Source organism: Pseudonocardia sp. (assembly GCF_050250275.1).
Lineage (GTDB): Bacteria > Actinomycetota > Actinomycetes > Mycobacteriales > Pseudonocardiaceae > Pseudonocardia.
Map to the genome: position 1 here is coordinate 31,110 of NZ_JBFWOY010000031.1, position 18,848 is coordinate 49,957.

Annotated in this window: 18 protein-coding genes; 11 read left to right on the forward strand and 7 right to left on the reverse strand. The window is 75.0% G+C overall.

Going from position 1 to position 18,848, the window contains the following annotated elements:
• Nucleotides 1-274 precede the first annotated feature (274 nt).
• Nucleotides 275-3,439, forward strand: a complete 3,165-nt coding sequence (gene ileS / locus AB7F12_RS24410; RefSeq protein WP_428497457.1) for an isoleucine--tRNA ligase — start codon at nt 275-277, stop codon at nt 3,437-3,439.
• 92 nt (nt 3,440-3,531) lie between these two features.
• On the opposite strand, the gene AB7F12_RS24415 is transcribed toward ileS, so the two are convergent.
• Genes AB7F12_RS24415 through AB7F12_RS24425 form a run of 3 tightly spaced genes read right to left on the reverse strand, consistent with a single transcriptional unit; the run spans nt 3,532 to nt 4,924 of the window.
• Complete coding sequence (locus AB7F12_RS24415; RefSeq protein ID WP_428497456.1) at nt 3,532-4,467, reverse strand: undecaprenyl-diphosphate phosphatase; 936 nt, start codon at nt 4,465-4,467, stop codon at nt 3,532-3,534.
• Nucleotides 4,464-4,646: a DUF1707 domain-containing protein gene (locus tag AB7F12_RS24420; protein ID WP_428497455.1), complete on the reverse strand. Its 183-nt coding sequence runs from the start codon at nt 4,644-4,646 to the stop codon at nt 4,464-4,466. Before AB7F12_RS24420 ends, AB7F12_RS24415 begins: the two co-directional genes overlap by 4 nt.
• Before the next feature lie 32 nt (nt 4,647-4,678).
• Complete coding sequence (locus AB7F12_RS24425; protein ID WP_428518005.1) at nt 4,679-4,924, reverse strand: hypothetical protein; 246 nt, start codon at nt 4,922-4,924, stop codon at nt 4,679-4,681.
• Nucleotides 4,925-4,972: 48 nt separating this feature from the next.
• On the opposite strand from AB7F12_RS24425, the gene AB7F12_RS24430 reads away from it, so the two are divergent.
• The 4 genes from AB7F12_RS24430 (at nt 4,973) to AB7F12_RS24445 (ending at nt 8,738) form a co-directional block, all read left to right on the forward strand.
• Nucleotides 4,973-5,662 carry a response regulator transcription factor gene (locus AB7F12_RS24430; RefSeq protein WP_428497453.1) on the forward strand — a complete coding sequence of 230 codons (690 nt, stop codon included), beginning with the start codon at nt 4,973-4,975 and terminating at the stop codon, nt 5,660-5,662.
• Nucleotide 5,663: 1 nt separating this feature from the next.
• Entirely contained in the window at nt 5,664-6,977 is a 1,314-nt protein-coding gene (locus tag AB7F12_RS24435) for a sensor histidine kinase (RefSeq protein WP_428497452.1), read from the forward strand.
• 82 nt (nt 6,978-7,059) lie between these two features.
• The gene (locus AB7F12_RS24440) at nt 7,060-7,791 is read left to right on the forward strand and encodes an ABC transporter permease (protein WP_428497462.1); all 732 of its coding nucleotides are present in this window, start codon (nt 7,060-7,062) and stop codon (nt 7,789-7,791) included.
• A gap of 188 nt (nt 7,792-7,979) precedes the next feature.
• Entirely contained in the window at nt 7,980-8,738 is a 759-nt protein-coding gene (locus AB7F12_RS24445; RefSeq protein WP_428497451.1) for a class I SAM-dependent methyltransferase, read from the forward strand.
• Nucleotides 8,739-8,780: 42 nt separating this feature from the next.
• On the opposite strand, the gene AB7F12_RS24450 is transcribed toward AB7F12_RS24445, so the two are convergent.
• The 4 genes from AB7F12_RS24450 to AB7F12_RS24465 form a co-directional block, all read right to left on the reverse strand.
• A complete protein-coding gene (locus AB7F12_RS24450; protein ID WP_428497450.1) occupies nt 8,781-9,617 on the reverse strand; it encodes a DUF4097 family beta strand repeat-containing protein in 837 nt (278 codons plus the stop codon).
• Nucleotides 9,617-10,279: a response regulator gene (locus AB7F12_RS24455; protein WP_428497449.1), complete on the reverse strand. Its 663-nt coding sequence runs from the start codon at nt 10,277-10,279 to the stop codon at nt 9,617-9,619. The genes AB7F12_RS24450 and AB7F12_RS24455 overlap by 1 nt, the downstream gene beginning before the upstream one ends.
• Nucleotides 10,276-11,574, reverse strand: coding sequence for a sensor histidine kinase (locus AB7F12_RS24460; RefSeq protein ID WP_428497448.1), 1,299 nt, complete (start codon nt 11,572-11,574; stop codon nt 10,276-10,278). The genes AB7F12_RS24455 and AB7F12_RS24460 overlap by 4 nt, the downstream gene beginning before the upstream one ends.
• A gap of 101 nt (nt 11,575-11,675) precedes the next feature.
• Complete coding sequence (locus AB7F12_RS24465; RefSeq protein WP_428497447.1) at nt 11,676-12,410, reverse strand: CPBP family intramembrane glutamic endopeptidase; 735 nt, start codon at nt 12,408-12,410, stop codon at nt 11,676-11,678.
• 71 nt (nt 12,411-12,481) lie between these two features.
• Here AB7F12_RS24465 and AB7F12_RS24470 point away from each other — a divergent pair, with 71 nt between their 5' ends.
• The 6 genes from AB7F12_RS24470 to AB7F12_RS24495 all read left to right on the forward strand — a co-directional run bounded on the left by AB7F12_RS24470 (nt 12,482) and on the right by AB7F12_RS24495 (nt 18,817).
• Nucleotides 12,482-13,663 (forward strand): acyltransferase family protein, encoded by a 1,182-nt coding sequence (locus AB7F12_RS24470; protein WP_428497446.1) that lies wholly within the window; start codon nt 12,482-12,484, stop codon nt 13,661-13,663.
• A gap of 76 nt (nt 13,664-13,739) precedes the next feature.
• Entirely contained in the window at nt 13,740-15,245 is a 1,506-nt protein-coding gene (locus AB7F12_RS24475) for a potassium/proton antiporter (RefSeq protein WP_428497445.1), read from the forward strand.
• 171 nt (nt 15,246-15,416) lie between these two features.
• Nucleotides 15,417-16,301, forward strand: coding sequence for an RluA family pseudouridine synthase (locus AB7F12_RS24480; RefSeq protein ID WP_428497461.1), 885 nt, complete (start codon nt 15,417-15,419; stop codon nt 16,299-16,301).
• 9 nt (nt 16,302-16,310) lie between these two features.
• Complete coding sequence (locus AB7F12_RS24485; protein ID WP_428497444.1) at nt 16,311-17,000, forward strand: hypothetical protein; 690 nt, start codon at nt 16,311-16,313, stop codon at nt 16,998-17,000.
• 96 nt (nt 17,001-17,096) lie between these two features.
• Complete coding sequence (locus AB7F12_RS24490) at nt 17,097-17,879, forward strand: DUF998 domain-containing protein (protein WP_428497443.1); 783 nt, start codon at nt 17,097-17,099, stop codon at nt 17,877-17,879.
• Entirely contained in the window at nt 17,876-18,817 is a 942-nt protein-coding gene (locus tag AB7F12_RS24495; RefSeq protein WP_428497442.1) for a hypothetical protein, read from the forward strand. The genes AB7F12_RS24490 and AB7F12_RS24495 overlap by 4 nt, the downstream gene beginning before the upstream one ends.
• Nucleotides 18,818-18,848: the final 31 nt, after the last annotated feature.

Consider the following 18,848-nt stretch of genomic DNA (forward strand, 5'->3'; position numbering starts at 1 on the left):
AAAGCGGTGGCGCCCGCGCGCTACCCTGGTCCCACACGCAGGACCAACGGCGTCGATCCGGCCATCACCGGGGAGCCTCCGGAAGAAACGGGCGCACGCCGGCCCGGAGTAGAACCGGGCGGGTGCGGCCCGTCACAGCCGTCGAACGAGAGGCCACGCGGCCGCCGGTGTCCGGCGGGCACGCGGCAAGCGGGGTGGTACCGCGGCTCCCGGTGACGGGTCGTCGTCCCCGTGCAGGCAGAGATCCGCGAGCCGCACGAGGAGCACCACCGCCATGGCCGACCACGATCCCGGGTATCCCGCCGTTGCGGCGCACCCGTCGTTCCCCGCGCTCGAGCGCGAGGTCCTCGACTTCTGGGCCGCCGACGACACGTTCCGGGCGTCGGTCGCGGCCAGGCCCGCGGGCAACGACGGCGACAACGAGTTCGTCTTCTACGACGGCCCGCCCTTCGCCAACGGCCTCCCGCACTACGGGCACCTGCTCACCGGCTACGTCAAGGACGTCGTGCCGCGCTACCAGACGATGCGCGGCAAGCACGTCGAGCGCCGGTTCGGCTGGGACACCCACGGCCTGCCCGCCGAGACCGAGGCCGAGCGCCAGCTGGGCCTCAAGGGCAAGTCCGACATCGATGCCATGGGCGTCGCGGAGTTCAACGCGGCCTGCAAGGAGTCGGTGCTGCGCTACACCGACGAGTGGCGCGAGTACGTGACCCGCCAGGCCCGCTGGGTCGACTTCGACCACGACTACAAGACGCTCGATCTGGACTACATGGAATCCGTCATGTGGGCGTTCAAGACCCTGTACGACAAGGGTTACGTCTACCAGGGTTTCCGCGTCCTCTGGTACTGCTGGCACGACGGCACCCCGCTGTCGGCGTCGGAGACCAAGATGGACGACGCCTACCGGGACCGGCAGGACCCGGCCGTCACCGTCGGGCTGCGGCTGACCGCGCCGGGAACGGATCTCGACGGGGCGCTCGCCCTGATCTGGACGACGACGCCGTGGACGCTGCCGTCGAACCTGGCGATGGCGGTCAACCGCGACGTCGAGTACGCGCTCGTCGCGGCGAACGGGGAGAAGTACCTGCTGGCCGCCGCGCGGGTCGGTGCCTACGCCCGTGAGCTGGGCGAGGAGCCCGAGGTGCTGCGGACGTTGACGGGCGCGGAGCTCGTCGGCACCTCCTACACGCCGCCGTTCGACTTCTTCGTCGGCCGGGAGAACGCCCACCGCATCCTCGCCGCCGACTACGTCACCACCGACGACGGCACGGGCGTGGTGCACATCGCGCCCGCGTTCGGTGAGGAGGACAAGGTCGTCACCGACGCCGCGGGCATCGAGGTCGTGGTGCCGGTCGACGGCGCGGGCAGGTTCGACGCGACGGTGCCGCCCTACGAGGGCATGCAGGTCTTCGACGCGAACCCGCACATCATCGACGACCTGAAGAACGGCGCGCCGCACGTGCACGGCGTGCTGCTGCGCCGCGAGACCTACGACCACGCCTACCCGCACTGCTGGCGCTGCGGCAACCCGCTGATCCAGCGTGCCGTCGACTCCTGGTTCGTGCGGGTCACGGCGTTCCGCGACCGCATGGTGGAGCTCAACGAGCAGATCACGTGGGTGCCCTCGCACGTGCGGGACGGCCAGTTCGGGAAGTGGCTGGAGAACGCGATCGACTGGTCGATCTCGCGGACCCGCTACTGGGGCAGCCCGATCCCGGTGTGGATGTCGGACGACCCGGCGTACCCGCGGGTGGACGTGTACGGCTCGCTCGACGAGCTGGAGCGCGACTTCGGGGTGCGCCCGACCGACCTGCACCGGCCCTACGTCGACGAGCTGACCCGGCCCAACCCGGACGACCCGACGGGCCGCTCGACGATGCGCCGGGTGCCGGAGGTGCTCGACTGCTGGTTCGAGTCGGGCTCGATGCCCTACGCGCAGGTGCACTACCCGTTCGAGAACGCCGACTGGTTCGAGCACCACTACCCGGGCGACTTCATCGTCGAGTACAACGGGCAGACCCGCGGCTGGTTCTACACGCTGCACGTGCTGGCCACGGCCCTGTTCGACCGGCCGTCGTTCAGCTCGTGCGTCGCGCACGGCATCGTGCTGGGCGACGACGGCACGAAGATGTCGAAGTCGCGCCGCAATTACCCCGACGTCAACGAGGTCTTCGAGCGCGACGGCTCCGACGCCATGCGCTGGTTCCTCATGGCGAGCCCGATCCTGCGCGGCGGGAACCTCGTCGTCACCGAGCAGGGCATCCGCGAGGGGGTGCGCCAGGCGCTGCTGCCGCTGTGGAACACGTGGTACTTCCTGTCGCTCTATGCGGGCGCGGCCGGGCGCCGGGGCGTCACCCGCACCGACTCGACGCACGTCCTCGACCGGTACGTGCTGGCCAAGACCGCGGAGCTGGTCGACGGGGTGACCGACGCGCTCGACGTCTACGACATCGCCGGCGCGTGCGAGCAGGTCCGCGACCACGCGGAGGTGCTCACCAACTGGTACGTGCGCCGCTCCCGGGACCGGTTCTGGGACGGCGACGCCGACGCCATCGACACCCTGCACACCGTCCTGGAGGTGACCGCCCGCGTCGCGGCACCGCTGCTGCCGCTGGCGATGGAACGCGTCTGGCAGGGGCTGACCGGCGGGCGTTCGGTGCACCTGGCCGACTGGCCCGCCCGCGACGAGCTCCCGCACGACGCGGCGCTGGTCACCGCGATGGACCGGGTGCGGCAGGTGGCGTCGTCGGCGTCGTCGCTGCGCAAGGCGCGCAACAAGCGGGTCCGGCTGCCGCTGGCCCGGCTCACCGTCGCCTCGGCCGACGCCGAGACGCTCGCCCCGTTCGCCGACATCCTGCGCGACGAGGTGAACGTCAAGGACGTCACGCTGACCACCGACGTCGCCGCCCACGGCCGGTTCGAGCTGGCCGTCAACGCCCGGGCCTGCGGCCCGCGCCTGGGCGGCGACACCCAGAAGGTCATCAAGGCGGTCAAGGCCGGTGAGTGGACGACGGAGCCCGACGGTACCGTCGTCGCCGGTGGCATCCCGTTGCTCGACGGCGAGTACACCGAGAAGCTCGTGGCGGCCGACCCGGCCGAGACGGCGGCGTTGCCGGGCAACACCGGGCTCGTCGTCCTCGACACCGCGGTGACGCCGGACCTCGCGGCGGAGGGCGCGGCGCGCGACGTGGTGCGTGTCGTGCAGCAGGCCCGCCGCGACGCGGGACTCGACGTCTCCGACCGGATCGTGCTGACGATCGGGGGCGACGCCGAGGTCGGCGCCGCGGTCCGCACCCACGAGGCGTTCGTCGCCGGCGAGGTGCTGGCCACCTCGGTGGTGTACGAGGAGCCGGCCGAGCCGACGCTCGTCGGCACCGCCGCGGCGGCCGCGGACGGCACGGGTTCGCACCGGGTCGCGGTGCACGTGGCCCGCGCCTGACGCCCTGCCCGCCGTACCGCAGGAACGGCACCTTCCCGCAACCGGGTTGCGGGAAGGTGCCGTTCCTGCATCTCGGGAAGGCGCGCTCCACCTCAGCGCACGGCGAACCACACCAGGCACGCCAGCCCCGCCGCGATGCAGTAGAACCCGAAGGGGCGCAACGACCTGTGCTCGAAGTACCGGGTCAGGAACCGCACCGACAGGTACGCCCCGACACCCGACAGGACGCTGCCGACGATGATCTGGGGGCGGATGCCGTCGCCCAGCGGGCCGGCGAGGTCGCCGAGCTTGAGCACACCCGCGGCCAGGATCACCGGCGTCGCGAGCAGGAACGAGAAGCGCGCGGCGTCGGCGCGGGGCAGGCCCAGCGACAGCCCCGCGACCATCGCGCTGCCCGACCGGCTGATCCCGGGCAGCAGCGCCGCGATCTGGGCCGCGCCGACGAGCACGGCCCGCCCGACGCCGAGCCGGGCGAGCCGCCGGTCGACGACGACCTCGTCGACGGCCGGGAGGACGACGGTCGCCGTCGCGGTGCCGGTGCCCGCTGCCGGGACGGCCTCCCGCCGCACCGCCCGCGCGGTCAGCCGCTCCCCGGCGAGCAGGACGAACCCGTTGAGCACCAGGAAGATCGCGGTCGGGACGGGGCGGCTGAACACGGTGCGGAAGAGGTGTTCGAGCGCGAGCCCGGCGACGCCGACGGGGATCGTCGCCAGCACCAGCAGCCACGCGAGCCGCTGGTCGGGGGTGCGGACCTCGCGGCGGGCGACGCTGGTGACGAGCCCGCGGACGACGCGCATCCAGTCGCGGCGGAAGAACACGACCAGCGCGAGCGCCGTCGCGACGTGCAGGCCGACGACGAACGCGAGGTAGGGCGACTCGGGGGCGCTGACGTCGAGGTCCTGCGCCCAGGACCCGCCGACGACGGCCGGCAGCAGGATGCTGTGCCCGAGGCTCGACACCGGGAACAGTTCGGCGACGCCCTGGAGAGCGCCGACGACGATCGCCTCGACCCAGCCGAGCCCGCTCACCGGAACTCGGGGTGGTCGTGCACGCCGTGCAGGAGCAGCGACGCGGCGCCGGTCTCCTCGGCGGTGAGCCTGCCCTCGGTGAGGACGGTGCGCAGCCGGTCGGCGACGGTGTCGCGTTCGGCGTCGGAACAGCGCAGGGGTCGTTGCGGCGCAAGGGTCGCCTCAGGGGTTGTGGCCACGGTCGGTCTCCTTCGGTGAGATCGGCGGGGGGTCAGGCGCGGGTCCGCCGGCGCTCCCGGCGGACCTCGAGGGCGAGGGGGACCAGCGACACGGCGACGACGGCCGCGACGACGGGCAGCAGGTAGGCGTCGACACCCGGGACGGTCGCGCCCAGCGCGTAGCCGGCCAGGACGAGCCCGGCCGTCCACACCAGACCGCCGACGACCTGCCACGTGGTGAACGTTAGGAAGCCGAGGGCACGGGTCCGGCCAGCGGCGGGCAAACGTTCGGTTAGCACCTGCGGACCGGGCGGTCCGCAGGTCGGCGGGCTCGTACCGTCGACGGTGTGGCACGACTTCTGGTGGTCGAGGACGACGAGACGATCGGCGCGGCGCTGGTGCGGACCCTGACCGTGCACGGGCACGACGTCGTCCGGGCCCCCGACGCGGCGACGGCGCTGCGCGCGCCCGACGACGGTGCGTTCGACCTAGTCCTGCTCGACCTGGGGCTGCCCGACGCCGACGGGCTCACCGTGTGCCGGGAGCTGCGGCCGGTGCTGCCCGACGCGGTGATCGTGATGCTCACCGCCCGCGACGAGGAGATGGACGTCGTGCTCGGGCTGGAGTCCGGCGCCGACGACTACCTGGTCAAGCCCGTCCGGCTCGCCGAGCTGCACGCACGGGTGGCGGCGCACCTGCGCCGGGTCGAGGCGAGCCGGCCCGGCGGGCCCACCCGGCTCGGCGACCTCGCCCTCGACGTCGCGAGCAGGCAGGTGACGGTCGCCGGCCGGCCCGTGCACCTGCGGCCCCGCGAGTACGACCTGCTCGCCCGGCTGGCCGCGCGCCCCGGTGTCGCCGTGAGCCGCGACGTGCTGATCGCGCAGGTGTGGGACGAGCACTGGTTCGGCTCGACGAAGACCCTCGACGTGCACGTCGCGGCGCTGCGCAGACGGCTGGAGGCTGCCGGCGGGTCACGGATGCCCGAGATCGTGACGCTGCGCGGGCACGGTTACCGGCTCGACGCCCCGCAGGCCTGAGGTGCGCCGTCGGATCGTCGTCCTCACCGTGGTCGCCGCGGTGCTCGCGACCGGGTTGTTCGGGCTGCCGCTGGCCGGGATCGTCGCGGCCTACCTGGCCGCCGACGAACGCTCCGAGCTCGACCAGGTCGCGACGGTCGCGGCGCTCTCGGTGGCGGTCGATCTCGCGTCCGGGCACGCGCCGCGGCTCCCGGCGACGGCGGAGCGGGCCGACGTCGCCCTCTACGACACCTCCGGTGACCGGATCCTCGGCACCGGGCCGGCCACGGCCGACGCCGCTGTGCGGCACGTCCTCGACGGCTCCGACCCCGGTGACACCGATGGTCTCGTGGTCCTCGCGGTGACCGGCGCGGATCCCCGGGCGGGCGCGATCCGCGTCTCGGGGTCGTCGACCGAGGTGTACCTGCAGGTCGCGGCCGTGTGGGCGGTGATGCTCGCGCTGGCTGTCGCGGCGGTCCTCGCGGCCTGGGCGGTGGCGCGGCGACAGGCCACCCGGCTCGCCGGGCCGCTGGAGCAGCTCTCCGGCGCGGCGCGCCGCCTCGGCGACGGGGACTTCACCGTGCGCTCGCCCCGGGCCGGCATCCCGGAGATCGACTCCGTCGGCGCGGACCTCAACTCGACCGCAGACCGGCTCGGCGAGCTCGTCGCCCGTGAACGGGCCTTCACCGCGGATGCCTCCCACCAGTTGCGCACCCCGCTCGCCGGGCTGCGGCTCGGCCTGGAGAGCGCCCTCGACGACCCGGAGGCCGACCTGCGTGTCGCGGTCACCGAGGCGGTCGGGTCGGCCGACGGGCTGCAGCGCACCGTCGAGGATCTGCTGGCCCTGGCCCGTGGCGGCGGCCGCCGGGCCGGGGACCTGATCGACGTCGCCACGCTCGTCGGCGACGTCGCGGGCCACCGCAGACCGCTGCTCGGGGCGGTCGACCGGAGCCTCGTCGTCGACGTCGAGCCCGGGGTGCCGGCCGCGGCGGCGTCGGCGGCCGCGGTGCGGCAGGTGGTCGCGGTGCTGCTCGACAACGCCGTACGCCACGGCGCGGGCACCGTCACCGTGCGGGTGCGCGCGGCGTCGGGTGCGGTGGCCGTCGACGTGGCCGACGAGGCCGGCTGCGTCACGGTGCCCGCCGCCGAGCTGTTCGCGCGGCGGTCCACCGGCGGCGGGCACGGGATCGGGCTCGCCCTGGCCAGGGGCCTCGCCGAGGCCGACGGCGGCCGGCTCACGCTCACCCGGGCCCGGCCGCCGGTGTTCACGCTGTGGCTGCCCACCGCGGCGATGCGCGCGGCGGAGGCACCCGCGCGGGCCGCCGGCCCGGCGTGAGGCCGCCCCCGGATCCGGCTCCTGCGCGACGGGGCGCCCGGCTCGCCGGCGGCTCGCCGCGTGCAGGAGGCTCGCGTCCGTGATCGGGATCGGGTGGCCGCTGCTGGTGGCGCTCGTGGTGCTCGTCGGCGTCGCGGTGGCGGCGGGTGTCGTCGGCCGGGTCGGCACGTCGCGGATGACAGCCGTCGCGGCGGTGCGGGCCGTCGTGCAGCTGGGCGCGGTGTCGCTGGTGATCCTCGTCGTCGTGCGCTCGTGGTGGTCGACGGCGGCGTTCACGCTGCTCATGGTCGTGGTGGCGACGTGGACGTCGGCCCGCCGGATGACGCGGCACCGCAGTGGCCTGGCGGCGGGGGCAGCGATCGTGGCCGGCGCGGTTCCCGTCCTCGCGGTCGTCCTGGCGTCGGGAACGGTGCCGCTGACGGGCATCGCGGTCGTCCCGATCACCGGGATCGTGGTGGGCGGGGCCATGACCGCGACGTCGCTGGCGGGGCGCCGGGCGCTCGACGGGCTGGTGGCCCGGCGCGGGGAGTACGAGGCGGCGCTGTCGCTGGGGTTCGGCGTGCGTGAGGCCGCGATGCTGGTGGTCCGGCCGGCGGGCGCGGAGGCGCTGGTCCCGGCGCTCGACCAGACCCGGACGGTGGGGCTGGTGACGTTGCCGGGCGCGTTCGTCGGTGTCCTGCTGGGCGGTGGGGACCCGGTGGCTGCGGGGGCGGCGCAGGTCCTGGTGCTGGCCGGGCTGTTAGCGGCGGAGACGGTCGCGGTCGTCGTCACGGTCGAGCTGGTGGTGCGGGGCGTCGTGCGCCGGCCAGGGTGAGAGCCGGGCGTCGGCGCGGCGTCCGGACCCGTGGCGGTCACCGGCCCGGCGACGGACGTGGCCGGCCCGCGCGGCGCGGCGGGACGGAAAGGGTGCGGCGAGGGTGCTGCGCAGCCTGCCGGTGGGTGGCGGGAGGCACGTCGGCGGCGCCGACGGCGTACGGCGGGGGTGCGTCGTAGGGTGAGGTCATGATCGGCGCGGCGAGGCGGTGGCACGACCTGCAGTCGGGCAGAGGCATCCCGTCGGAGATCCTCGCGCAGGCGTCCGCGAGCCCGTGGGTGCACGATCCGCGCGACTTCGCCGCGCCCGACGAGCCCGCCGACACCCCGTCGCGGGTGTCGGCGCTCGGGCTGCTTCGCGGTTCGGGCACGGTGCTCGACGTCGGCTGCGGAGGTGGTGCGGCGGCGTTCGCGCTGGTCGGGGCCCTGACGGCGGTGACCGGTGTCGACCACCAGCCCGACATGCTGGAGGTGTTCGCCCAGGGCGCGCGGCAGCGCGGCATCCCGTACACGACCGTCGAGGGCCGCTGGCCCGAGATCGCGGAGGCCGCGGGGCACGCCGACGTCGTGGTCTCCCACCACGTGCTGCACAACGTCGTCGACCTGCCGCCGTTCGCCGCGGCGTTGACGGCGGCGGCGCGCAGGGGTGTGGTCGTCGAGATGTTCGACGAGCACCCGATGGCCTGGCTGGACCCGCTGTGGCTGCGCTTCCACGGGCTGCGCCGCCCCGAGCCGGCCCGCACCGACGACGCCGTCGCCGTCCTCGCCGACATGGGTCTCGCTCCCGACGTGGCGCGCTGGGAGCGGGAGTCGCCGCCGCGTCAGGACGCGGAGTGGGTGACCCGCCGGTTGTGCCTGCCGGCGGCCCGGGTGGGCGAGGTGGCCGAGGCGCTCGCCGCGCTGCCCGAGCGGCCCCGGCACGCCGCGACCCTGACGTGGCAGGTGTGAGACCCCGGCGCCGACCGTGACCGGCGGCGGTCGCTCGTTGGCCTACGCCGGCCGGACCGTCACGTCGCCGTGGTCGGAGGTCGCCGAGAGGGTCGCCGTGGCCGTGGGGTCGACCGGCACCAGCACCCGGGTCTGCCCGGACCCGGGTCCGGACCCGGGTCCGAGGTCGACCCGGTAGGACCTGGTGCCGGGCACGGCGAGGTCGATGTCGCCGACGGTGCTGCGCGCGGTCACGCTCCTGGGCGCGACCGCTCCCGCGACGCTGACGTCTCCGGTGGTGGTCTCGGCCAGCACCGAGCCCGAGCGCAGCCCGGTGGCGACGACGTCGCCGGACACGGTGCGGACGGTGACGTCCCCGCCGAGCCCGGTGAGCAGCACGTCGCCGGCGGTGTTGTCGACGTCGACGCGGCCGTCGAGGTCACGGACGACGACGTCGCCGACCCCGCCGGTGACCATCAGGGAGGCGGTGCGCGGGACGGCGACGGTGTAGGAGACCTGGCAGAAGTCGCCGAGGAACCCGTTGCAGCGCGAGTCGAGCAGCAGGCCTGTGGGACCGGACCGCGCGACCAGGTCGGGTGGGGCGAGCCCGTGCCGGGCCTGGGTGCGGACGTGGACGGCGTCGTCGTCGCCGGCGACCACGGTGATGTCCCCGGAGTTCGTGGTGACGGCCAGGCGCGGTGAGGCGAGCGTGTAGGTGGCGTCGGTGACGGTCGTCGAGTGCACGGCGGACCCGAGCAGCTGCCCGACCCCGGCCACGGCCGCGACCAGCACGACCACGACGGCGGCGGCCACCAGGGCCGGGTGCGGGCGCCGCGGGCGCGGGGGCCCGCCGTGGCCTGCGGGCGGCGGCAGGACGGTCGTGTCCATCAGCTCCGTCATCAGCTCTCCAGGTAGCGCAGCACGGCGAGGACGCGGCGGTGGTCGGTCGGGGCGGCGGGGAGCGCGAACTTCGCGAAGATGCCGCTGACGTGTTTCTCGACGGCACCGTCGGACACCACCAGCGCCTCGGCGATACCGCTGTTGGAGCGGCCTTCGGCCATCAGGGTCAGGACGTCGCGTTCGCGCGGGGTGAGCTCGGCCAGCGGCGCGGTCCGCCGGGAGCGGGTGAGGATCTGGGAGACCACCTCGGGGTCGAGGGCGGTGCCGCCCGCCCGGACGCGGTGCAGGGCCTCGATGAAGCTCTCGACGTCGGCGACGCGGTCCTTGAGCAGGTAGCCGACGCCGCGGGTGTCGCCGGCGAGCAGGTCGGTGGCGTAGCGCTCCTCGACGTACTGCGACAGCACCAGCACCGCCACCGACGGCCAGCGGGTCCGGATGACCAGGGCGGCGCGCAGGCCCTCGTCGGAGTGGGTGGGCGGCATCCGGACGTCGGCGACGACGACGTCCGGCTGGTCGTCGCCGACCTTGCGCAGCAACGACTCCGCGTCCCCGACGGCGGCGACGACGTCGAAGCCGGCCTCGGTGAGCAGCCGTTCCAGCCCCTCGCGGAGCAGAACGGAGTCCTCGGCGAGGACGACGCGCGGTGCGACTGAGGCAGTCACCGGCACGGCAGCTCCACCGTCAGCACCGTCGGGCCGCCGGCGGGCGAGTCGACCGACAGCTGCCCGTCCACACCGGACACCCGGTCGGCGAGCCCGCGCAGCCCCGTCCCGTACGCGGCGTCCGCGCCGCCGCGACCGTCGTCGCTGATGGTGATCCACAGTGTCCGGTCGGACTCGGTGACGGTGACGCTCGCGTAGGCGGCGCCGGAGTGCTTGGCGACGTTCGTCAGCGCCTCCGAGACGACGAAGTAGCCGATGGACTCGACGGCGAGCGGCGGGCGCACCGGGACGTCGACGGTGAGCTCGACCGGCACGGGGCAGCGGGCGGCCAGCGCCGGCAGGGCGGCGTCGAGACCGCGGTCGGACAGCACCGGCGGGTGCAGCCCGCGGATCAGCCCACGGAGTTCCACGACGGCGTCCTTGGCCTGCTGGTGGGCGTCGTCGAGCAGGTCCCCGACCGCCTCGGGTTCGGTGCGGTAGCGCGCCTTGGCCCGGCCCAGCGTCATGGCCAGCGAGACGAGGCTCTGCTGGGTGCCGTCGTGCAGGTCGCGTTCGATGCGGCGGCGCTCGGCCTCCACGGAGTCGACGACGCGGGCCCGGCTGCGTTCGAGCTCTCCGACCCGGGCGGCGAGCGCACCGGGGACGGGCCCGAGCAGCGACCGGGCGACGGCGACGTCCACGGAGACCAGACCCCGCACGACGGCCGGTGTCACCAGCAGCAGGACGAGCCCCAGCCCGGCCAGCAGCCCGCGGGCGGTCCCGGAGGCGAGCGGGATGCCGAACAGGTGCGCTTCGTCGTTGCCGGCGACCAGTACCGCGACGGGCATCACCAGCAGCGTCGATCCGAACGCGAGCAGGCCGTAGACGATGCCCGAGGTCAGCACCCCCAGCGGTGCGGCGAGCACCTGGTGGACCATCCGCCGCTGGACGCCGGGGTCACGCAGCAGCGCACCGGCGTAGCGCAGGGGACGGCGTTGCGTGGGCGGCATCGGCTGCGCCTCGATGTCGACGCCGAGCAGCAGCCGGTGGCGGGTCCGCTCGATCAGGCCGAGCCCCGTGCTGACCCACGCGGTGAGCATCCACACCGGTACCCCGAGCAGGGCGAACGGCAGGAGCACCACCGACCAGAACAGGCCGAACAGCACGAGGAAGCACGTCGCGACGCCGAAGAAGACGTCGAGGAGCAGGTGCGCGGCCCCGAGCCAGGTGGCCGGGGAGGCCCAGGCACGCAGCGGGTCGGCCGGTGCCGGCCGGCCGCCGACGGCGCTGCCGGGGGGTGAGACTGCCGTGGACATGGGACGAATCTAGGGACCGCCGCGTACCCGCCACCATCCGGAAGGTTCCCGATCCCGATGGGGGGACAGCCCCCGGTCGCCGGTCAAGTCCCCCTCACGGGTCAGTGCGTGACGACCCACCAGGCGATCAGGACACCGAGGGAGTTCGTGGCGACGTGGGCGAGGAAGGGCGTCACGAGGTGCCCGCCCCACCGTCGCCACATGCACAGCAGCACACCTGCGGCGAAGGTCGCGACGACGGCGAGGGCCGACGTGGCCACCGCGCCCCACCCGCCGACCGACGAGGCGACCGCCGCGTTCACGCTCGCCATGCCGATCGAGGGCAGCACGTGCCACAGCCCGAACAGTCCCGAGGACACCAGCGTCTGCCGCCACCACGACCCGCCGACCAGCGCGGGCAGCACTCCGCGGAACGCGGTCTCCTCCAGCAGCGCCGTCCCGAGCGGGATCCGGACCAGCGCGGCGAACAGCGCGGCGCCCAGCGTCCCGGCGGCGCGGGCGTCGTCGAACGCCTCCCGGGTGGCCGGGATCGCGAGCCCGATCAGGTACAGCGCGGCGACCCCGGCGAGCGCGAGCATGCCGATCCCGAGCCCGCGCCGCAGCGTCGCCCGCGACAGCCCGATATCCGCCCAGGTCACGCCGCAGCGGCGGGCCACCAGGACGAGCAGCACGGCGACCCCGACGTTCCACGGGACGTAGGCCTCGGGCCACAGGCGGTTGCTGACGACGTTCGACGCTGCCAGGATCGCGATCACCGAGAACAGGCCCAGCCGTCGCCGCAGCGTGCGCCCGGCGAGGCGGGCGCGCTCCGGGGGTGTCCGCAGGGCCGTCGCCATCACGACCGTCCCGCCGTGGTGGGGGCCATCGGGGTCGACGGTACCCGAGCGCGCACGGGGGGACTTCCACGATGACCGACGTCAACCCGGCCGGCGCAGCCGCCGGCCAGGGGCAGGACCGTGCGCGCTCCGCGGCCGGCGCGCAGGACGTTGCGGTGGCCCGCGACCGCTACGTCGACTTCCTGCGGGCCTTCTCGATCCTCGTGGTCGTGCTGTGGCACTGGGCCTTCACGATCCTGGTGTGGGGCCCGACCGGCCCCGGCGCGACGAGCCCGTTGGGCTTCACCACGGGGCTGTGGGCACTGACCTGGCTGTTCCAGGTGCTGCCGCTGTTCTTCTACGTCGGCGGCTACGTCCATCTCAAGGCCTGGGAACGGGCGCGGGGACGTGGCGAGCATCTCGGCCACTTCGTGTGGCGCAACATCCGCAAGCTGTCGATCCCGGCCCTGGTCCTGGCCGTCGTGTGGATCGGGCTGGGCGCCGCGTTCGGCGCGGTGTCCGACATCGCCTGGGTCGGCCGGGCGGTGCTGCTGGTGATCAGCCCGCTGTGGTTCATCGCCGTCTACCTCGGCCTGATCGCGCTCATGCCGCTGTGGCTGTGGCTGCGCACGCACTTCGGCGCGGTGCCGCTGGTGTGGTTCGCGGGCCTCGTGGTCGTCGTGGACATCCTGCGGTTCCGGGCGGGCATGGAGGAGCTCGCCTACGTCAACATGATCTTCGTGTGGGGTCTGGCGTTCCAGGCCGGGTTCTCCTACGAGCAGGTCGTGCGGGCGCCACGCCAGTTCGACGCCGCCCTGATGTGGGCGGGCCTGTTCGGGCTCGTGGGGCTCGTGTTCTCCGGGCTGTACCCGGGCTCCATGGTCGGCGTGCCGGGGGAGACGTCGAACATGGCGCCGCCGACGCTGTGCATCGTCGCGCTGCTGATCTTCCAGATCGGGGTGGCCGAGATGGGCCGCCCCACCGTCGAACGCTGGCTCGACCGGCCACGCCCGCGGCGCATCGTCGAGGTCGTCAACCGCTTCGCCATGCCCGTGTTCCTCTTCCACACCACCGGGATGGCCATCGGGCGCGGGCTGATCTACGCCTGGAGCGGCGAGATCGGCGAGAAACAGGTCCCCGATCTCGCCTGGTGGCTGCAACGCCCGCTCTACATCGCGGTGTCGCTCGCCTGCACGCTCCCGGTGATCTGGCTGTTCGGCCGCTTCGGGTACCGCAGACCGACACCCGCCTCACCCGGCGTCGCCGCCGCCTGAACTTCCCGGCCGGCCCCGGATCGGTCACCGGAGGGACGAATCCGGCGCCGAATAGAGTGATCCGCGGAGGGTGCGCATGGCGGGTCTGGAGGTGCTGCTCGGCGTCGTCGCCGCGGTGGTCCTGATAGGAGTACTGGCGGTCCGCGTCTCCGTGCGCCTCGGGCTCCCCTCGCTGCTGCTGTACCTGGGGATCGGGGTCGTCCTCGGGGAGTCGGTGCTCGGCCTGCAGTTCTCCGACGCGTTGCTCACCGAGAACCTCGGCATCGCCGCACTGGTCCTGATCCTCGTCGAGGGCGGGCTGACCACCCGGTGGGACGTGGTGCGCCCTTCGCTCGGGGTCGGCATCGCCCTGTCGACGGTGGCCGTCGTGGTGAGCATCGGCGTCGTCGGTGTCTCGCTGCACCTGATCCTGGGCCTGGACTGGCGGGTCGCGTTCCTGTGGGGTGCGGTGCTGTCGTCCACCGACGCGGCGGCGGTGTTCAGCGTCCTGCGCAGCGTCGGTGTCTCGCGGCGCCTCGCCGGTGCGCTGGAGCTGGAGTCCGGGTTCAACGACGCCCCCGTCGTCCTCGCCGTCGTGCTGCTCGCCTCGGGCGACCCGTTCCACTGGTGGACCCCGGCGGTCGTCGTCTACGAGCTGGCCGCCGGCGGGGTCATCGGCATCGCGCTCGGCCTGGCCGGGGCGTGGGCGCTGCGCCGTGCCGCGCTGCCGTCGACGGGCCTCTACCCCCTCGCGACGATGTCGGTCTGCGTCCTCGGCTTCGCCTGCGGGCAGTTCGCGCACGCATCGGGCCTGCTCGCGACCTACGTCTGCGCGCTCGTGCTCGGCAACTCCCGGCTGCCCCACCGCGGCGGTGTGCTGTCGTTCGCCGAGGGCACCGGCTGGCTGGCCCAGATCGGCCTGTTCGTGCTGCTCGGGCTCTACGTCTCCCCGCTGCGGCTCGGCGACGCCGTCGTCCCGGCGCTGATCTCCGGCGCCGTCCTGCTCGTCCTCGCGCGGCCGCTGTCCGTCGTCGCCGCGGCACTGCCGTTCCGGGTCCCCTGGCGAGAACAGGCGTTCCTGTCGTGGTCGGGGCTGCGCGGCGCCGTCCCGATCGTGCTGGCCCTGATCACCCTCGTCGAGGGGGCCCCGACCGGGTCGCAGCTGGTCGACGTCGTCTTCGTGCTCGTCGTCGTGCTGACGTTGCTGCAGGGCACGACGCTGCCGTGGGTGGCGTCGCGGCTGCGGGTCGTGCAGTCGACCGAGATGACGGACGTCGAGGTCGACGCCGCGCCGCTCGACGAGCTCGGCGCCGACCTGCTGCAGGTCCGCGTGCCCGTCGGGTCGAAGCTGCGCGGGGTCTACCTGCGCGAGCTGCGGCTGCCGAAGGGGGCGACGGTCAGCCTCGTCGTCCGCGACGGGGTGGCCTTCACCCCCGACCTGGAGACCCGGTTGCGTGAGCGCGACCAGCTGCTCGTCGTGACCACGGCCGAGGCGCGGCGGGCCACCGAGGACCGGATCCGGGCGGTCGACAGCGGCGGCCGGTTCGCCCGCTGGTTGGCCGTGACGCGCGAGCCGGGGACCGGCGAACCACCCGTCCGCTGACCCCCGGTGACACCACCGGACCGCGGCGGCGGCGCCGGTGCGCCGACGCCTGGTCGGGCGGCCACCGGGCGCGCGGGCGGCCCGGCGATAATGGCCCGGTGAACGCCCCCGACCCCGTTGCCGCCCGTGGGTGAGCTGCGCAGCCTCCCGGTTCCCGACGGCCTCGACGGCATGCGTGTCGACGCCGGGCTCGCCCGCCTGCTCGGGCTCTCACGCACCGTCGCCGCCGCGCTGGCCGAGGACGGCCGCGTCGCCGTCGACGGAGCCGTCGCCGGCAAGTCCGACCGGCTCGTCGCGGGCGGCTGGCTGGAGGTCGAGCTGCCCGATCCGGAACGCGAGACGGTCATCAGCGGCCCCGCCGAGGTCGTCGCCGGGCTGGGCATCCTCTACGAGGACGACGACATCGTCGTCGTCGACAAGCCCGTCGGCGTCGCCGCGCACCCCAGCCCCGGCTGGACGGGCCCGACCGTGGTGGGTGGGCTGACCGCGCTCGGGGTCCGGGTCGCGACGTCGGGCGCCGCCGAACGGCAGGGCATCGTGCACCGGCTCGACGCGGGCACCACCGGGGTCATGGTCGTCGCCAAGTCGGAGCAGGCGTACTCGGAGCTCAAGCGCGCCTTCAAGGAACGCACCGTCGACAAGCGCTACCACGCCGTCGTGCAGGGCCACCCCGACCCGAGCCGCGGCACCATCGACGCGCCCATCGACCGCCACCCCCGCCACGACTGGCGCTTCGCCGTGGTCGAGGGCGGTCGGCCCAGCGTCACCCACTACGACACGATCGAGGCGTTCCGGTCGGCGTCGCTGCTCGACATCCGGCTGGAGACGGGCCGCACCCACCAGATCCGGGTGCACTTCTCCGCGATGCGCCACCCGTGTGTCGGCGACGTGACCTACGGCGCCGACCCGACGCTCGCCAAGCGGGTCCGGCTGGACCGGCAGTGGCTGCACGCCCACGAGCTCGGCTTCGCCCATCCCGGCGACGGACGCCGCGTCGACTTCGTCAGCCCCTACCCGGCCGACCTGGCGCGGGCGCTGGAACTGCTGCAGGACTGAGTGCCCGGGATGACCGGCCGGCGGCGGCTCACGCTCTTCGGGGTGTGCCTCGTCGTGCTGCTCGGCGTCGCCTGGTACGCGGGCAGCCGCCCGGTGTCGACGGGGCCGCCGCCGTCGGTGACGGGGTCGGTGCGGCTGGGCCCCGACCCGGGCGCCGCCGTCGCCGACTACCTCGCCTCGCTGCCCGCGACGCTGCCCGCACCGGGTGTCGTCGTTCCCGCGCTGGTCCAGCTCGACGCCGCGGTCACCGGCGACCGGGCCGTCGCGATCGCAGGCGACGCCGCGATCCTGCAGGTGGTGTGGCGGGTTCCGGTCCCGCGGGTCCAGACGGCGCTGCGCTTCGAGACCCTCGACGCCGGCGTCCCGGTGGCGGCCGCGGTCGACGTGGCGCGGCAGCGGGCCCAGCTCGCCGCGCAGGCCGACGCGGCGCGGCGGACCGGGCGCCCCGGCGCGGTCGCCGCCGCCGAGCAGGCCGCACTGGGCGCCACGGACTGCGCCTGCGTGGTGGCCGTCGTGGTGCGCGCCGACCGGGCCGGGCTGGCGGCGGTCGCCGCCCGCGGCGGGGTCCGCGCGGTGCAGGCCGCCCCGGCCGGCGCGCTGCTCACCGACCTCGCGGTGGCCCCGCTGCTGCCCGAGCAGACCGACCGTGTCGACCCGCTCCCCGACGACGGCCCGGTGCCCCCGGCCCCGACCGGCTGACCGGCCGCCCCCCAGACGGTATGGGGGGTTTTCCGGAGCCGGACTCGGTGGTCGCCCGGATGTCGTAGCGGGTGCCTCGCTGGAAACGTCGCCGGCATGGGGAACCGGGGGGATCGGACGGGCGGGCCGGCGCAGGTGGCCCGGGGTCCGGCATCGCTCACGGCGGGGGTGACGGGCGCGGCGCTGCTGGCCGTCCTGCCCGTCCTGGTGCTGCACGTGCTGGGCGCCGGGGCGGTGAACCCGATGGCGCAGACCGTCAGCGACTACGTCGCGGTGCCCGACGGTTACCCGCTGCTGGCGGTGTCGTCGGCCGCGCTGGCTGCCGCCGGGCTGTTCGTCGCCGTCGCCGCGTGGCGGACCCGGCTGCCGGGCGCCCCCGGGCTCGCCGCGCTGACCGCGGTGTGGGTGATCGGGCTCGGCCTGGTCGCCGCGTTCCCGACGAACGTCGGCGGCGCCCCCGCCGACATCTCCGCGGTCGTGCACCGCTGGGGCGGCGCGCTCGTGCTGGGGCTGGCGCCGGTCCTCGCGATGGTCGTGGCCCGCGGGCTCGTCGCCCGGGGGACGCGCCCGGTCCTGCTGGTGCGGCTCACGCTCGCGACCGCCGCGCTGGACGCCGCGTTCCTGCTCAGTCATGTCCCGATCGTCGTGCTGGGTTCACCCGGATTTCCCCTGCTCGGGCTGGTGGAGCGTGTTCTGTACGGGCTGGTGATCGTCCTGCTGCCGGTGACCGCGCGCGCCCTGCGCCGCGGCGCCGTGACCTCGCAGAACGCCCCTGTTCCCGCCCCCGTGACCGCCACCCCCGTGACCGCTGCCTCCCTGCCCGCCGCCCCCGGACCGGCCGGACCGGCGCCCGCCGCGGCTGCGGAGGTGGCCCGGTGACCGCGCTCGCCGTCGTCGCCGCCGTGATCGCGGCCGCGTGCTTCGCCGTGGGCGGCATCCTGCAGCACCGCGCCGTGGCCGCCGAGGCCGTTCCCGGTCCGTCGGCGCGCAGCACCGGCGCCGCGCGCCTCGGCGCCGGCGGGTTCGTCGCCCTCCTGCGCCGCCCCGGCTGGCTCCTCGGCCTCGCGCTCGCCGGTGCGGGAGCCACCCTGCACGCGCTCGCCCTCGTCGTCGCGCCCGTGTCGGTGATCCAGCCGGTCGGGGTGCTCGCCGTCCCGATCGCGGTGCTCCTGGTCGCCCGCGCGACCGGGACCAGGCCGTCGGCGGCCGTCGGTGCCGCGGTCGGGCTCGCCGTCGGCGGGGTCGCCGGGTTCGTCGCCCTCGCCGCGGGCAGCGCCGTCTCCGGCGCCGCCGACCCGACGACGCTCGCGCTCGCCGGGGCAGGGGTCGGAACCGTCGTCCTCGCGCTGGCCGCCGTCGCCGCCCGGGCGACCTCACCGATCGTGCGCTGCCTGGCCTGCGCCGCGGGGGGCGCCACCGCGTTCGGGCTGGTGTCCGCGCTCGTCCGCGCGCTGGCCGAACGGGTCGCCGCCGGCGCCGCGGTGCTCGACGTCGCCGGCCTGGCCGGCGCGATCGTCGTCGCGCTGCTGGCGGGGGGCTGGCTCGTCCAGCAGGCCTTCGCCGCGGGCCCGGCCGAGCTGGTCGTCGCGACGCTCACCGTCGTCGACCCGGTCGTGGCCGTCGGGCTCGGGGTCGCCCTGCTCGGCGAGGGCGCCGCGACCGGGCCGCCCGCCGCGCTGGGCATGGCCGGCTGCGCGGTCGTCGCCGCGGTCGGCGTCCTCGCGCTGGCCCGCCACCACCCCGACGCGCTGCGCCGCCGCGAACAGGCGCGCACCGACCACCACGACGACCGGCTCGTCCGGTCCGGCCGTTCCTGACCATCGTCCAGACAGACACCAGCAGAGAGCG

Coding starts and splice junctions, on each gene's coding strand:
- AB7F12_RS24475 (WP_428497445.1), top strand. CDS start 13,740: ATGGCGGGTCTGGAGGTGCTGCTCGGCGTCGTCGCCGCGGTGGTCCTG.
- AB7F12_RS24480 (WP_428497461.1), top strand. CDS start 15,417: ATGCGTGTCGACGCCGGGCTCGCCCGCCTGCTCGGGCTCTCACGCACC.
- AB7F12_RS24470 (WP_428497446.1), top strand. CDS start 12,482: ATGACCGACGTCAACCCGGCCGGCGCAGCCGCCGGCCAGGGGCAGGAC.
- AB7F12_RS24485 (WP_428497444.1), top strand. CDS start 16,311: ATGACCGGCCGGCGGCGGCTCACGCTCTTCGGGGTGTGCCTCGTCGTG.
- AB7F12_RS24450 (WP_428497450.1), bottom strand. CDS start 9,617: ATGACGGAGCTGATGGACACGACCGTCCTGCCGCCGCCCGCAGGCCAC.
- AB7F12_RS24460 (WP_428497448.1), bottom strand. CDS start 11,574: ATGTCCACGGCAGTCTCACCCCCCGGCAGCGCCGTCGGCGGCCGGCCG.
- ileS (WP_428497457.1), top strand. CDS start 275: ATGGCCGACCACGATCCCGGGTATCCCGCCGTTGCGGCGCACCCGTCG.
- AB7F12_RS24445 (WP_428497451.1), top strand. CDS start 7,980: ATGATCGGCGCGGCGAGGCGGTGGCACGACCTGCAGTCGGGCAGAGGC.
- AB7F12_RS24490 (WP_428497443.1), top strand. CDS start 17,097: ATGGGGAACCGGGGGGATCGGACGGGCGGGCCGGCGCAGGTGGCCCGG.
- AB7F12_RS24465 (WP_428497447.1), bottom strand. CDS start 12,410: ATGGCGACGGCCCTGCGGACACCCCCGGAGCGCGCCCGCCTCGCCGGG.